General features: G+C 58.2%; 11 protein-coding genes. 8 read left to right on the top strand and 3 right to left on the bottom strand.

Features of this window, described 5'->3' with window-relative positions:
* Positions 1-11: 11 nt before the first annotated feature.
* Together gsiA and iaaA are read right to left on the bottom strand one after the other, a co-directional pair.
* Positions 12-1865, bottom strand: coding sequence for a glutathione ABC transporter ATP-binding protein GsiA (gene gsiA, locus ABLU86_RS10965; protein WP_032711278.1), 1854 nt, complete (start codon positions 1863-1865; stop codon positions 12-14).
* A gap of 14 nt (positions 1866-1879) precedes the next feature.
* Positions 1880-2821 (bottom strand): beta-aspartyl-peptidase, encoded by a 942-nt coding sequence (gene iaaA, locus ABLU86_RS10970; protein ID WP_015367557.1) that lies wholly within the window; start codon positions 2819-2821, stop codon positions 1880-1882.
* Between the two features lie 179 nt (positions 2822-3000).
* Between iaaA and moeA the strand changes: the two genes are divergently transcribed.
* The 6 genes from moeA to ABLU86_RS11000 all read left to right on the top strand — a co-directional run bounded on the left by moeA (position 3001) and on the right by ABLU86_RS11000 (position 10874).
* Positions 3001-4236: a molybdopterin molybdotransferase MoeA gene (gene moeA, locus ABLU86_RS10975; protein ID WP_348796122.1), complete on the top strand. Its 1236-nt coding sequence runs from the start codon at positions 3001-3003 to the stop codon at positions 4234-4236.
* Positions 4236-4991, top strand: a complete 756-nt coding sequence (gene moeB / locus ABLU86_RS10980; RefSeq protein WP_259925415.1) for a molybdopterin-synthase adenylyltransferase MoeB — start codon at positions 4236-4238, stop codon at positions 4989-4991. The genes moeA and moeB overlap by 1 nt, the downstream gene beginning before the upstream one ends.
* 156 nt (positions 4992-5147) lie before the next feature.
* Positions 5148-6047 (top strand): glycyl-radical enzyme activating protein, encoded by a 900-nt coding sequence (locus ABLU86_RS10985; RefSeq protein ID WP_348796123.1) that lies wholly within the window; start codon positions 5148-5150, stop codon positions 6045-6047.
* A gap of 3 nt (positions 6048-6050) precedes the next feature.
* On the top strand, positions 6051-8483 hold the full coding sequence (locus ABLU86_RS10990; RefSeq protein ID WP_047049089.1) for a formate C-acetyltransferase/glycerol dehydratase family glycyl radical enzyme: 2433 nt from the start codon (positions 6051-6053) through the stop codon (positions 8481-8483).
* 170 nt (positions 8484-8653) lie between these two features.
* On the top strand, positions 8654-9469 hold the full coding sequence (locus ABLU86_RS10995; RefSeq protein WP_015367562.1) for a Cof-type HAD-IIB family hydrolase: 816 nt from the start codon (positions 8654-8656) through the stop codon (positions 9467-9469).
* 139 nt (positions 9470-9608) lie between these two features.
* Positions 9609-10874 (top strand): DUF1479 domain-containing protein, encoded by a 1266-nt coding sequence (locus tag ABLU86_RS11000; protein ID WP_015704832.1) that lies wholly within the window; start codon positions 9609-9611, stop codon positions 10872-10874.
* Here ABLU86_RS11000 and ABLU86_RS11005 read toward each other — a convergent pair.
* A complete protein-coding gene (locus tag ABLU86_RS11005; RefSeq protein ID WP_020079297.1) occupies positions 10871-11944 on the bottom strand; it encodes a LacI family DNA-binding transcriptional regulator in 1074 nt (357 codons plus the stop codon). The genes ABLU86_RS11000 and ABLU86_RS11005 overlap by 4 nt on opposite strands.
* A gap of 296 nt (positions 11945-12240) precedes the next feature.
* Between ABLU86_RS11005 and ABLU86_RS11010 the strand changes: the two genes are divergently transcribed.
* Positions 12241-13542: an MFS transporter gene (locus ABLU86_RS11010; protein ID WP_348796124.1), complete on the top strand. Its 1302-nt coding sequence runs from the start codon at positions 12241-12243 to the stop codon at positions 13540-13542.
* Positions 13543-13557: 15 nt separating this feature from the next.
* Positions 13558-15921 (top strand): glycoside hydrolase family 31 protein, encoded by a 2364-nt coding sequence (locus ABLU86_RS11015; RefSeq protein ID WP_348796125.1) that lies wholly within the window; start codon positions 13558-13560, stop codon positions 15919-15921.
* The last annotated feature ends 48 nt before the right edge of the window (positions 15922-15969 follow it).

Genomic DNA, 15969 nt, shown 5'->3' on the forward strand with positions numbered 1-15969 from the left:
GCGTTAGATTGTTATCGGCTCAGTACATCGGCGGGCTCGCGGGCGACATAATGCCCCGGCGCTACCAGCTGTAACGGCGCGCTGTCGATTTCTTCTCCCGGTTTATAGATATTCCCCGGCAGCTCGTCAGAGAGTAATACACGCTGCGGTTGACGATGCGCCGGATCGGCGACCGGCACCGCCGCCATCAGTTTACGGGTGTATGGATGCTGCGGGTTCTCAAACACGGCGCGACGCGGGCCAATCTCCACGATCCGCCCGCGATACATCACCGCTACGCGGTGGCTGATGCGCTCCACCACCGCCATGTCATGGGAAATAAACAGAAATGCGATGCCCATTTCACGCTGTAAATCGAGCAGCAGATTAATAATCTGCGCGCGAATCGACACGTCCAGCGCCGACACCGACTCATCGGCGATCACCACTTTCGGATTGAGCGCCAGCGCGCGGGCGATACAGATACGCTGCCGCTGACCGCCGGAAAACTCATGCGGATAACGCCACGCGTGTTCCGCCTCCAGCCCCACGCGCTGCAACAGCCAGGCGACGCGTTCGCGAGCCGCATCCCCTTCCAGCAGACCATGCACGCGCAGCGGCTCCATAATGGAATAACCGACCGTCTGCCGCGGGTCGAGCGAAGCGTAAGGATCCTGAAAAATAAACTGAATATCGCGGCGCAGCGTCTGTAGCTTGCCGCCGGACAGCGCATCAATACGCTGGCCGTTAAAGGTGATGCTGCCGCCTTGCGCTTCCACCAGCCGCAGCAGCGCCCGCCCGGTGGTCGATTTACCGCAGCCGGATTCGCCGACCAGCGACAGCGTTTCGCCCGGCCACAGGTCGAAACTCACTTTTTCCACCGCATGCACTTCGCGGGTGACGCGGTTGAGAATACCGCCGCGGATCGGAAAACGCGCGACCAAGTCGCGTACCTGCAAAATCGGTTTACCGGCTACCACGGTATTCTGTTCCGGCTGCTGGGTCACACCGTCGTTGAGCAGCGGGAAGCGTCGCGGCAAATCGCTGCCGCGCATCGAGCCGAGCTTCGGCACCGCCGCCAGTAGCGCCCGGGTATAAGGATGCTGCGGGGCGCGAAAAATATCCTCGACGCGCCCGCTTTCTACCGCTTCGCCGCGATACATCACCAGCACGCGATCGGCGATTTCCGCCACCACGCCCATATCATGAGTGATAAACATCACCCCCATCGCCATCTCTTTTTGCAGCGCGGCGATAAGCTGCAGGATCTGCGCCTGAATCGTAACGTCCAGCGCGGTGGTGGGTTCATCGGCAATCAGTACCGCCGGGCGACACGATAACGCCATGGCGATCATCACCCGCTGGCGCATGCCGCCGGAAAGTTGATGCGGGTAACGTGAAAGCATCGCTTCCGCTTCCGGAATACGCACCCGTTCGAGCATCTTTTTAGCTTCCCGCAGCGCCTCGTCATGGCGCAGTCCCTGATGTAGCCGAATAGACTCGGCAATTTGTTCGCCGATGGTGAATACCGGGTTCAGCGAGGTCATCGGCTCCTGAAAAATCATCGCCACGTCCGCGCCGCGAACCTGACGCATCTGCCCCGCCGTTTGAGCATTAATATCAATCACCTGACGGTTACGTCGGCGCAGCAGCAACGCCTCGCTGCTGACTTCGCTGACCGCCTCGTCGAGCAGGCGCATCAGCGCCAGGGCGGTCACCGATTTTCCGGAACCGGACTCGCCGACAATCGCCAGCGTCTCGCCGCGGCGGAGGCTAAATGACAGGTTACGCACCGCAGAAACGCGCTGCCGCTGCTGGCTAAAGGCGACGTTAAGATCGCGTACCACCAGCACATCGTCTTCATCAATTTCATGACTTTGCGGCAAGCTCGCTTCTCCTTTTATTCGCGATAAATTCCAATCGTCGGTGTATCGCCCGCATAACACCATGCCCGGTACATACCTTCGCTATTGAAAGGCAGCACTACATTCCCCTCGCGGTCGATGGCGATAAGGCCCCCGCTGCCGCCCAGCGCCGGCAGTTTTTCCTGCACCACTCGCTCGCAGGCCTCAAACAGGCTGAGATTGCCATACTCCATCAACGCCGAAATGTCGTAAGCGGCGAGCGTGCGCATGAAGACTTCGCCGGTGCCGGTGCAGGAGACCGCGACGCTGGCATTATTGGCATAGCAGCCCGCGCCCGGCACTGGGCTGTCGCCGACGCGTCCGGGCAGTTTATTGGTCATTCCGCCGGTGGAGGTCGCTGCCGCCAGATTACCGGCCAGATCCAGCGCCACCGCGCCGACGGTACCCATTTTGTGGCGTTCATCGAGCGGCGCGGCATGATGGTCGAGAATAATCTCGCCGCCCTCTTTCGCCTGCTGCAACTGCAGAAGCCGCTCGGTGGTAGAAAATAACTCGTTCTCAACCAGCGCCATGCCGCGCGAGGCGGCAAACTTTTCCGCCCCTTCGCCGATAAGCAGCACGTGCGGACTTTCTTCCAGCACCAGACGCGCCGCCAGCACCGGGTTACGCAGATGCTTTACGCCAGCCACCGAGCCGGCCTGCAGGCTATAGCCATCCATCACACAGGCATCCAGTTCGTGAGTTTGATCGTGGGTAAACACGGAACCTATTCCGGCGTTAAATAGCGGGCACTCTTCCAGCAGGCGTACCGCTTCGGTCACTGCATCCAGCGCGCTGGCGCCTGCTGCCAACATTTTTTGTCCGCTATCGACGATGGCCGACAGCGCGGCCACATACTCGCGTTCGCGCGCCTGAGTCATCTGCGCGCGGCTAATCGCGCCGGCGCCGCCGTGGATTGCTATTACCGCCTTACCCATTCAATCTTTCCTTTGCCATAAACTGTATAGATATCATTATACTGACTAACCTTTTATACGTTTTTTGAATATAGAAAGAGCATCCGGTGATGTAAAGCCTCGTACCGCAGTGGCATACAGTCGCCGGCGCTTTTCTGCCATAATAGGCGTTTTCGACGTTTTGCCAGCAGGAGTAACCCATGGATTTTACCGCCGGACTGATGCCGCTCGACACAGCCCTGACTCAGATGCTCGACCGTATTTCGCCGCTGCAGGCCACGGAAACCCTGCCGCTGCTGCAGGCCTTTTCGCGCGTGACCGCCCATGATGTCGTTTCGCCGCTGGACGTACCCGGTTTTGATAACTCGGCGATGGACGGCTATGCCGTGCGCCTGGCCGACCTCACCGACGGCGCGGCGCTGCCGGTTGCCGGTAAGGCCTTTGCTGGCCAACCGTTCCACGACGCCTGGCCGGCGGGCACCTGTATCCGCATCATGACCGGCGCGCCGGTGCCGGAAGGCTGCGACGCCGTGGTCATGCAGGAAGAAACGGAACAAACCGACGCCGGCGTGCGCTTCATCGCGCCGGTAAAAGCCGGGCAAAATATTCGCCGGCGCGGCGAAGATATCGCCAACGGCGCGGTAGTATTCCCGGCGGGTACGCGTCTCACCGTAGCCGAGTTGCCGGTGCTGGCATCGCTGGGTATTGCCGACGTCGAGGTAGTCCGTAAAGTGCGCGTCGCGGTCTTCTCGACCGGGGATGAACTCCAGTTGCCGGGCCAACCGCTCGGCGATGGCCAGATTTATGATACTAACCGCCTGGCGGTACATCTGATGCTCGAACAGCTGGGCTGCGAGGTGATCAACCTCGGCATTATTCCTGACGATCCGGCGAAGCTGCGCGACGTCTTTATCGCCGCCGACCAGAAGGCCGATGTGGTAATAAGCTCAGGCGGCGTCTCCGTGGGCGAAGCCGATTACACCAAAACTATCCTCGAAGAACTGGGCGAGATCGGCTTCTGGAAGCTGGCGATTAAGCCGGGTAAACCGTTCGCCTTCGGCAAGCTCAGCAACAGCTGGTTCTGCGGCCTGCCGGGCAATCCGGTTTCCGCCACCTTAACCTTCTATCAACTGGTACAACCGCTGCTGGCCAAGCTCTCCGGCAACCGCGGTCAAACCCAGCCGATGCGTCTGCGCGTGCGCGCCGCCAGCCGGCTGAAAAAATCGCCGGGCCGCCTCGACTTCCAGCGCGGCGTGCTGCAGCGCAATCCGGAAGGCGAACTGGTGGTGAGCAGCACCGGCCATCAGGGCTCGCACATTTTCAGCTCATTCAGCCTCGGTAACTGCTTTATCGTACTGGAGCGCGAACGCGGCAACGTCGAAGCGGGCGAATGGGTCGAAGTCGAGCCCTTTAATCATCTGTTTGGGGGGCTGTAATGGCCGTTGAGCTGAGCGACGAGGAGATGCTGCGCTATAACCGGCAGATCGTACTGCGAGGGTTTGATTTCGACGGTCAGGAGCGGTTAAAAGCCGCTCGCGTACTGATCGTCGGCCTCGGCGGGCTCGGCTGCGCCGCCGCTCAATACCTGGCGGCGGCCGGGGTGGGTCAGCTCACCCTGCTGGATTTCGATACCGTTTCATTATCCAATCTACAACGCCAGACGCTGCACAGCGACGCGACCATCGGCCAGCCGAAGGTCGATTCTGCCCGCGATGCGCTGGCGCGCATTAACCCGCACGTCCGGCTGGTCACCATCGATGCAATGCTGGATGACGCGGCGCTGGCAACGCAGATTGCCGACCACCATCTGGTGCTGGACTGTACCGACAACGTTGCTGTTCGTAACCAGCTCAATGCTGGCTGCTTCCAACACAAAACCCCGCTGATCTCCGGCGCGGCAATTCGTATGGAAGGGCAAATCAGCGTCTTTACCTATCAGGACGGCGAGCCCTGCTATCGCTGCCTGAGCCGCCTGTTCGGCGAAAACGCCCTCACCTGCGTCGAAGCCGGGGTGATGGCGCCGCTGGTCGGCACTATCGGTTCACTGCAGGCCATGGAGGCGATTAAACTGCTGACCGGTTACGGCACCCCCGCCAGGGGAAAAATCGTGATGTATGACGCGATGACCTGCCAGTTTCGCGAAATGAAGCTGATGCGCCACCCGCAGTGCGAGGTGTGCGGTTCGCGCTAATTTCCCGCCGCCGGCGAGCCAGGTCGCCGGTCGTTTTGTGAACCGTACCATTCTTTTTCTCTACGACGAATTTATCCACACCGCTCGTTGATTTACATCAATATAACTTTCATTCGAAAGTTATTTAATTTTCATGTGCAAATAAGAGGGTAAATCATGATCTTCAACATCCAGCGCTACTCCACCCATGACGGCCCGGGGATCCGTACCGTCGTATTCCTTAAAGGCTGTTCGCTGGGCTGCCGTTGGTGTCAGAACCCGGAAAGCCGCGCCCGCAGCGAAGACCTGCTGTATGACGCGCGGTTGTGCCTTGACGGCTGCGAGCTTTGCCAGCAGGCGGCGCCGGAGGTGATTACCCGTACCCTGGACGGCCTGATTATCCATCGGCAAAACGTCAACGACGCCCATATTGCCGCGCTACGCCACTGCTGCCCCACTACCGCGCTGACGGTCTGCGGCGAGGAAAAAAGCGTGGCGGATATTATGGCGACGGTGCTGCGCGATAAGCCGTTTTACGATCGCAGCGGCGGCGGCATTACTCTTTCCGGCGGCGAGCCCTTTATGAACCCGGCGCTGGCGCAGGCGCTGTTCGAAGCCAGCCATCAGGCTGGCATTCACACCGCCGTGGAAACCTGCCTGCACGTACCGTGGAAGTACATTGAACCCTCTTTACCGTTTGTCGATCTGTTTCTGGCCGACCTGAAGCACGTTGACGAGGCCGTTTTCCAGCAGTGGACCGACGGCAGCGCCCGCCGGGTGCTGGATAACCTGCAGCGCCTGGCGCAGGCCGGGAACAAAATCATTATCCGCGTCCCATTAATTCAGGGGTTTAACGCCAGCGAAGCCGACATTACCGCGATTACCGATTTTGCCGCCGACCGTCTTCAGGTCAGCGAAATCCATTTCCTGCCGTACCACACGCTGGGAATGAATAAATACCAACTACTCAGTCAGCCCTATACCGCACCGGACAAACCGCTGGCCGCTCCCGAGCTGCTGGCCTTTGCGCAGCAGTACGCGCAAAGCAAAGGTTTAACGGCGACCCTACGAGGATAACTTATGACCACCTTAAAACTGGATACTCTGAGCGCCCGCATTCAGGCGCATAAAATGGCGCTGGTGCATATCGTTAAGCCGCCGGTTTGTACCGAGCGCGCCCAACACTATACCGCCGCCTATCAGCAACATCTCGATAAACCGATCCCGGTACGTCGCGCGCTGGCGCTGGCCCATCACCTGGCGGAACGCACTATCTGGATCAAGCACGATGAGCTGATCGTCGGCAACCAGGCCAGCGAAGTTCGCGCCGCGCCGATTTTCCCGGAATATACCGTCAGCTGGATTGAGAAAGAGATCGACGATCTCGCCGACCGTCCGGGCGCCGGCTTCTCGGTCAGCGAAGAGAATAAGCGCGTATTACATGAAGTGTGCCCATGGTGGCGCGGGCAGACCGTTCAGGACCGCTGCTACGGCATGTTTACCGATGAACAAAAAGCGCTGCTCGCTACCGGTATTATCAAAGCCGAAGGTAACATGACTTCCGGCGATGCCCACCTGGCGGTCAACTATCCGCTGCTGCTGGAAAAAGGGCTCGACGGCATGCGCGCGAAGGTCGCTGAACGCCGCTCGCGTATTAATCTGACGGTGCTGGAAGATCTGCACGGCGAACAGTTCCTGAAGGCGATCGATATCGTGCTCGCGGCAGTGAGCGAACACTGCAAACGCTTCGCTACGCTGGCGCGCGACATGGCGGCGCAGGAGCCGCGTGAATTGCGCCGCGACGAGCTGCTGGCGATCGCCGAAAACTGTGAAATTATCGCCCACGAGCCGCCGAAAACCTTCTGGCAGGCGCTGCAGCTCTGCTACTTCATTCAGTTGATCCTGCAGATTGAATCCAACGGCCACTCGGTCTCTTTTGGCCGCATGGACCAGTACCTCTATCCATACTACCGCCGCGACGTTGAACTGCAGCAATCGTTGGATCGCGAACAGGCCATTGAGCTGCTGCATTGCTGCTGGCTGAAGCTGCTGGAGGTCAACAAAATTCGCTCCGGTTCGCATTCCAAAGCTTCCGCCGGTAGCCCGCTGTACCAGAACGTCACCATCGGCGGGCAAAATCTGGTCGACGGTCAACCGCAGGACGCCGTCAACCCGCTGTCGTACGCGATCCTCGAATCCTGCGGCCGCCTGCGCTCTACCCAGCCGAACCTCAGCGTGCGTTACCACGCCGGGATGAGCAACGACTTCCTCGACGCCTGCGTTCAGGTGATCCGCTGCGGTTTCGGCATGCCGGCGTTTAATAACGATGAAATCGTCATCCCGGAATTTATCAAGCTCGGCATTGAGCCGCAGGACGCCTACGATTACGCCGCTATCGGCTGTATCGAAACCGCGGTCGGCGGCAAATGGGGCTATCGCTGCACCGGCATGAGCTTTATTAACTTCGCGCGGGTGATGCTGGCGACGCTGGAAGGCGGCCGCGATGCCACCAGCGGCCAGGTGTTCCTTGCCCAGCAACATGCGCTATCGAAAGGTAACTTCGCTAACTTCGACCAGGTACTGGAAGACTGGGACACCCAGATCCGCTACTACACCCGTAAATCCATCGAGATTGAGTACGTTGTCGATACCATGCTGGAAGAGAACGTCCACGATATTCTTTGCTCAGCATTAGTCGATGACTGCATCGAACGGGCGAAAAGCATCAAGCAAGGCGGCGCGAAATATGACTGGGTTTCCGGCCTGCAGGTCGGGATTGCCAACCTCGGCAACAGCCTGGCGGCGGTGAAAAAACTGGTCTTCGATCAGGGCGTCATCGGCCAGCAGGAGCTGGCGAAGGCGCTGGCGGAAGATTTTGCCGGCCTGACCCATGAGCAGTTACGTCAGCGCTTGATCAACGGCGCGCCGAAGTACGGTAACGATGACGACAGCGTCGACATTCTGCTGGCCCGCGCCTATCAGACCTATATCGACGAGCTGAAGCAGTACCATAACCCGCGTTACGGCCGCGGCCCGATTGGCGGTAACTATTACGCCGGTACGTCGTCTATCTCCGCTAACGTCCCGTTCGGCGCGCAGACCATGGCAACGCCGGATGGCCGTAAAGCGCACGCGCCGCTAGCGGAAGGGGCCAGCCCGGCCTCCGGTACCGATCACCTGGGGCCAACGGCGGTTATCAGTTCGGTAGGTAAATTGCCGACCGGCGCGATCCTCGGCGGCGTGCTGCTCAACCAGAAGCTGAATCCTTCCACGCTGGAGAACGAGTCTGATAAGCAAAAGCTGATGGTGCTGCTGCGCACCTTCTTCGAGGTGCATAAAGGCTGGCATATCCAGTACAACATCGTGTCACGCGAAACGCTGCTGGAAGCCAAGAAACACCCTGACCAGTACCGCGATTTAGTGGTCCGCGTCGCCGGATACTCGGCGTTCTTCACCGCCCTGTCGCCGGATACCCAGGACGACATCATCGCCCGTACCGAGCATACGCTGTAAGGAAAATACCCGGCCGGCGCTGCGCTGAGCCGGGTTACTGCTGCCATGCCCGGTAGCTACGCTGACGGGCATGCTGATGAATAGGTAACTTTCATTCGAAATAAATTTGTGCTCCCCATCACATTGTAATTAGAATGTTACTGGTCGAAGTTAAGCCAGGAGCACCTCTTATGACCGTTAAAGTTATCGTCACCGATATGGACGGAACTTTTCTCAATGACGCCAAACAGTATGACCGCCCGCGTTTCCTCGCGCAGTTTGCGCAGCTTAAACAGCAAGGTATTGAATTTGTTGTCGCCAGCGGCAACCAGTACTATCAGCTGATCTCATTTTTCCCGGAAATTCGCGAGCAGATTTCATTCGTCGCAGAAAACGGCGCTCTGGTTTACGAGCATGGCAAACAGGTTTTCCACGGCGAACTGACCCGTCACGAATCACAGGTGGTGATTGGCGAACTGCTAAAAGACCCGCAGCTCAACTTTGTCGCCTGCGGCCTGCAAAGCGCATACGTTAGCGATAAAGCGCCTGACGCCTTTGTTGAGCTGATGTCGAAGCACTACCATCGTCTGCAGCGGGTAAGCGATTACCATCGCATCGACGATACGCTATTCAAATTCTCCCTCAACCTGCCGGATAGCGATATCCCGCAGCTTATCGATAAATTGCACGTCTCGCTGGACGGAATCATGAAGCCGGTCACCAGCGGCTTTGGCTTTGTCGATTTGATTATCCCCGGCCTGCATAAAGCCAACGGCATCAGCCGCCTGCTCAAACGCTGGAACCTTTCGCCGCAGCAATGCGTAGCAATTGGCGACAGCGGCAATGACGCCGAAATGTTAAAACTGGTGAAATATGCTTTTGCTATGGCCAACGCTGCCGACAGCATCAAAGCCATCGCCGGTTTCACCACCGATGACAATAACCACGACGGCGCGTTGAAGGTGATTCAGGCCGTTCTCGATAAGACCTCCCCTTTCAACGACTGATCCTGTGCCGGGGTATCCGCCCCGGCTTTTCCATTTTGTGCGCCGCTGCATAATTTTAAACTTGCATTAACTCTAATTTAACTTAAATTAACGTTTGTAAGATTTAACACTTTCGAATGAAAGATACAGCGAGGTGATTATGGCTGCTCTCCCTACCCACGAAACATTACCTGCCGACCATAAAGCGGCGATTCGCCAGATGAAACAGGCCTTACGGGCGCAAATCGGCGATGTTCAGGCAGTGTTCGATAAACTCTCGGCGCGTATCAGCGAGCGCCTGGACGAGATTAACGCCCTGAAAGCCGCAGGCCAGGAGGTCTGGCCAACGATCCCGTTTAGCGATATCGCCCAGGGTAAAGTGAGCGATGCGCAGCGCGAGGCGATTAAGCGCCGCGGTTGCGCGGTTATCAAAGGCCACTACCCGCGCGAACAGGCGCTGGCCTGGGATAACGCGATGCTGGAATACCTGGACCTGAACCATTTCGACGACGTTTACAAAGGGCCTGGCGACAGCTTCTTCGGCTCGCTGGAGGCTTCGCGCCCGGAGATCTATCCGATCTACTGGTCTCCCTCGCAAATGCAGGCGCGCCAAAGCGATGAAATGGCGGCGGTACAATCCTTTCTTAACCGCCTGTGGCGCTTCGAACAGGACGGCAAACGCTGGTTCGATCCAGATGTCAGCGTGATTTACCCTGACCGCATCCGCCGCCGCCCGCCGGGAACCACGTCAAAGGGGCTGGGCGCGCATACCGATTCCGGGGCGCTGGAGCGCTGGTTGCTTCCCGCTTATCAGCAGGTTTTCGCCAACGTCTTTAATGGCAATATCGACGCCTACGATCCGTGGGACGCGGCGCATCGTACCGAAGTGGAAGAGTACACCGTCGATAACACCACCAAATGTTCGGTCTTCCGCACTTTCCAGGGTTGGACAGCGCTGTCGGACATGATCCCCGGTCAAGGGCTGCTGCACGTGGTGCCGATCCCGGAGGCGATGGCTTACGTTCTGCTGCGTCCGCTGCTGGATGATGTGCCGGAAGATGAACTATGCGGCGTCGCGCCGGGCAAGGTGCTGCCGATCTCTGAGCAATGGCATCCTCTGCTGATCAAAGCGTTAAGCTCGATTCCCGCGCTGAATGCCGGCGATTCCGTCTGGTGGCACTGTGATGTCATTCACTCGGTCGCGCCGGTGGAAAATCAACAGGGCTGGGGCAACGTCATGTACATCCCGGCCGCGCCGATGTGCGAAAAAAACCTCGCCTATGCGCAGAAGGTAAAAATCGCGCTGGAAAAAGGCGCCTCGCCGGGGGATTTCCCGCGTGAAGATTACGAATGCGACTGGCAGGCGCGCTTCACCGTTGCCGATCTTAACGATCACGGCAAACGCGCATTGGGCATGAAGATCTAATCATCATACAGACCTTGCTGTTCTACGGCGGTATGGCTCTTGCCTGGCCGGATCCGCCGCACCGAATCGCGTACCACCAGGGCCCCGTGCAGCAGTAGCGAGCCGTGCGGCGCTTCCGGGCGCAGCAGACGCTGCTGCAAAAGATGTACCGCCTCGCTACCGAGCTCATCCCGCGGCACATGAATCGCCGTTAGCGGCACGTCCTGAATCGCCGCCAGATTAAAACCGTCGATACTCATCACCGAGACATCCTGCGGCACCCGCAGGCCTCGTTTTTGCAGCGCGCTGACGGTACCGGCGGCCATAAAATCGCCGCCCACCAGAAACGCCGTCGGCATCGGGCGCCCCTGTAAAGCGTCGAGCCAGGCACCGACCTGCTCTTCCGTTTCTCTGGCGCTAAAGTTGGCGACGCTAATCAGGTCACGGCTACCGGTAAATCGCAGGTTGCGCGCGCGCCACGCCTCCTTGATACCCACCAGCCGTAGCTCCATGGTATAGCGGCGCAAGCACATCACGTTCATTACCGCCTGATGGCCCATATCAAACAGATAACGAGCGGCGCACTGACCAATCAGGCGATGGTCAGGCGCAATGGAAGGAAGCCGCATCCCCTCATCCCGGCAATTGATTAATACACAAGGTTTGCCAAGATCCGCCGCCAGCGCGTGGATATGCCGATCGTCGATACCCAGTAATACCGCCGCCTGGGTGTCGGTCTCGTTCATGCGGGCCAGAAACAGATTGGCGTCGCTGTCGTTTTCTTCCAGCGCGCAATAGCGCAGACGTACTTCATGCGGCGCCAGCGCGTTATTAATACTCTGGATGACGCGGTAGTAGAAAATATCTGAACGTTCGTCGAAGGCCCGCTGTGGCGCAAAAATCAGCAGGTTGTTGAGCAGTAGCCGCCCGGCGGCCAATCCCTGCATCACCCCAAGTTCACGGGCGCAGGCCAATACCGCCTGACGGGCCTTTTCGCTGGTATTCGCTTTTCCGGCTAAGACGCGTGAAACCGTACTGGCTGACAGCCCGGTGCGGGCGGCAATTTCGGCGACTCGCAGCTTTTTATCCATTCTGTGATCCAGCTCCAATTCAAAAATGAAAGAATTTTCATAGTCGCCAAACCCTGACCAACAAGCAAATACTCCGGCAAATTATGAGAACTACGTCATCTCATGAAAAATTTTGCATAAATAGCGCTACTGCCCGCCGTCTTTCTCCCTTATTTTGAATTGGTCCAATATCTTCCATACTAGTTATACCAATAGATATTGAAATAAAAACAAATAATTCAAATGGTTAGAACTATTACGTGACGACTCAGCGGCTGAAGCGTCACTTCCCCCTACAACGTCTTGTGGAGAGTTCTATGAGTCAAGGCCTCAACAATGATATGGCAGTCAGCAAAACGCGCCGGGTGGTGAAAAACCTGCGCTGGTGGGTGCTGGTGCTGTTTTTACTTGGCGTCACCGTCAACTACATCACACGTAACTCGCTGGGGATTATCGCCCCGGAACTGAAAGCCACTCTCGGTATTACCACCGAGCAATATTCGTGGATCGTCGGCGCATTTCAGCTGGCTTATACCATCTTCCAACCGCTGTGCGGCTGGCTTATTGACGTCATCGGACTCAAGCTGGGCTTTATGGTTTGCGCCACATTGTGGGCGGTAGCCTGTATCGCGCACGCCGGCGCCGGCAGCTGGCTGCATCTGGCTATTTTACGCTTCTTTATGGGCGGCGCAGAGGCGGCCGCCACCCCGGCTAACGCTAAAACCATCGGCGAGTGGTTCCCGAAATCCGAACGGCCGATCGCCGCCGGCTGGGCTGGCGTCGGCTTTTCTATCGGCGCAATGCTGGCGCCGCCTATCATCTACTTCGCCCACGCCTCCTTCGGCTGGCAGGGCGCGTTTATGTTTACCGGCGTGCTGGCGCTGCTGTGGGTCGTGCTGTGGTGGGCGTTCTATCAGAGCCCGGAAAAGCACCCGAATCTCAGCCAAAGCGAGCTGGAGTACATCAAGCAGGACAACGAAGCGCCGCCGGTGAAGCTGCCCTTTTTTACCGCGCTAAAAACCGTCTCGAAGAACAAACGTTTCTACGGTATCGCCATCCCCGCTTTTATGGCCGAGCCCGCCTGGGCGGTGCTGAGCTTCTGGGTGCCGCTGTACCTGGCGAAAGAACACGGTATGGATCTTAAACAGATAGCGATGTTCGCCTGGCTGCCGTTCCTCGCCGCCGACCTTGGCAGCGTGGTCAGCGGCTATCTCACCCGCCTGTACGTCCGTTGGTTCGGCTGTACGCGAGTCAATTCGGTCATCGCCAGTTCCGTGACCGGCGCGTTTCTTATGATCTCGCTGGCGCTGGTCGCTATTACCCGCGATCCCTATATCACCATCATCCTGATCTCCATTGGCGGTTTCGGCCATCAGATCATCTCCTGCATGCTCAGCGCGCTGGTGGTGGAGTCTTTCGACAAGGGACAAATGGCGACGGTCAACGGTATGCGCGGCTCCGCGGCATGGATCGCCAGCTTCCTGTTCTCATTATTAATCGGGGTGACCGCCGACAAAATTGGCTTCAACCCGCTGTTTATCGCCATGGGTTTCTTTGACCTGATTGGCGCCGTTTTCCTGGTGGCATTTATTGCTGAACGTCGCGCCCAGCGCGCCTGAGAGTGGATGTAAAATATGAAGACGTTGAAACACTGGAGTTTGCACCAACAGCTGGCGCATCACGTTGAATTGACCGTTGATGGCCAGCACACTTTGTGTCTGTATGTGCTGGAAGAGAATTTATTCCGCGTCCTGCTGAAGCGCCAGGGCCAACTGGCGCTGGATCGCACCTGGAGTATCGCCCCGCAGCAGGATGTGCCGTGGGAAGGCCGCGCGCGGGATGACCTCAGCGGTTTTAGCCTCCCGGCCTGGCAGATGAGCGAAGCGGATGACACGCTGACCATCGCCACCCGCCAGCTGCGCGTTACCGTCCATCAGCCGCTTTGGCTGGAGTGGAGCTATCGCGACGAGGCCGGTGAGTGGCAGACGCTCGCCAATGACCGCCCAACCAGCGCCTATCTGGCAAACGCCCACGGGGATGGCGTCGCCCATTATCTTAGCCGCCGCAAAGATGAACGTTTCTACGGGCTGGGCGAAAAAGCCGGTGACCTGCAGCGTAACGGCAAACGCTACGAAATGCGTAACCTCGATGCCATGGGCTACAACGCCGTCAGCACCGACCCGCTGTATAAACATATTCCGTTTACCATCACGCAGCGCAGCGATATCAGCTACGGCCTGTTCTATGACAACCTGAGCAGTTGCTGGCTGGATCTGGGCAATGAAATCGACAACTACCACACCGCCTATCGCCGCTGGCAGGCGGAGGCCGGCGACATCGATTATTACCTGTTTACCGGTAAGCTGGTGCTGGATGTGACCAAAGCGTTTGTCCGTCTGACAGGTAAAACGTTGTTTGGGCCGAAATGGAGCCTCGGCTATAGCGGCTCGACGATGCACTATACCGACGCGCCGGATGCGCAAAATCAGCTGATGAACTTTATCCGCCTGTGCGAGCAGCATGCAATCCCCTGTGATTCGTTCCAGCTCTCTTCCGGCTATACCTCAATCAACGGCAAACGCTACGTCTTTAACTGGAACTACGACAAGGTGCCGCAGCCAAAAGTGATGAGCCAGTCGTTCCACGATGCCGGGCTGAAACTGGCTGCCAATATCAAACCGTGTCTGCTGCAGGATCACCCACGCTATGGCGAAGTGGCGGAACGCGGCCTTTTCATTCGCGATTCGCAAACCGATTCGCCGGAGCGCTCCAGCTTCTGGGACGATGAAGGTTCGCATCTCGACTTCACCAACCCGCACACCGTGACCTGGTGGCAGGAAGGCGTGACCACCCAGCTACTGGAGATGGGTATCGATTCGACCTGGAACGATAATAACGAGTATGAGGTGTGGGACGGCGAAGCGCGCTGCTACGGCTTTGGCCGCGAAATCGCCATTAAGCATATTCGTCCGGTGATGCCATTATTGATGATGCGCGCCTCGCTGGAAGCCCAGCAGCGCTTTGCGCCGCAAAAGCGCCCGTATCTGATCTCCCGCTCCGGCTGCGCCGGGATGCAGCGCTACGTGCAAACCTGGAGCGGCGACAACCGCACTAACTGGGATACGCTGCGCTATAACACCCGTATGGGATTAGGGATGAGTCTTTCCGGCTTGTTTAACGTCGGCCATGACGTCGGCGGATTCTCCGGCGATAAACCCGAGCCAGAGCTGTTCGTTCGCTGGGTGCAAAACGGCGTGATGCATCCGCGCTTTACCATTCACTCGTGGAATGACGACCAGACGGTCAATGAACCCTGGATGTACCCGGAAATCACCCCGGCGATCCGCTCTGCCATCGAGCTGCGCTACCGTCTGCTGCCCTATTTGTACACCCTGTTATGGCAGGCGCATGCCGATGACGAACCCATGCTGCGCCCGACCTTCCTCGACCACCAGCACGATACCCAGACCTTCGTCGAGTGTGATGACTTCATGCTGGGGCGCGATCTGCTGGTGGCAAGCGTGGTGGAGCCTGGCGCCCGTCAGCGCCAGCTGTGGCTGCCCGATAATCAGGACGGCTGGTACGATTTTTACAACCACCAGTGGTTCGCCGGTGGTCAGAGGGTGACGCTGGACGCACCGCTGGAAAAACTGCCGCTGCTGGTCCGCGCCGGCGCCGGTCTGCCGCTCAGTGAACGTATCAGCCACGTCGATGCGCAAAAAGACGATCGTCGCGAACTGCAGTTGTTCCCACTGAAAGGTACCGGCTCAACCCGCGGTTTGCTGTTTGAAGACGACGGCGAAAGCTGGGGCTATAAAGAGGGTGATGCGCTATGGCTGGAGTGGGAAATGACCTGCAGCGCCAGCAGCATAAACCTGAAGCTCGACGCTCGCGGCAACTATCGCCCAGCGTGGAAAGCGTTGAAGCTGTCATTACCGGCGGGAGAAAAACGCCAACTGCTGGTGAATGACGTCGAAGGGACCGAGTGGAGGCTCTGACCATAGGCCGGCTGAAAATGCCGGTATTGGTGGTCCAGAAATCCCCGG

The organism is Klebsiella sp. JN_Kp121 (assembly GCF_040062145.1).
GTDB classification, from domain to species: Bacteria; Pseudomonadota; Gammaproteobacteria; order Enterobacterales; family Enterobacteriaceae; genus Klebsiella; species Klebsiella aerogenes.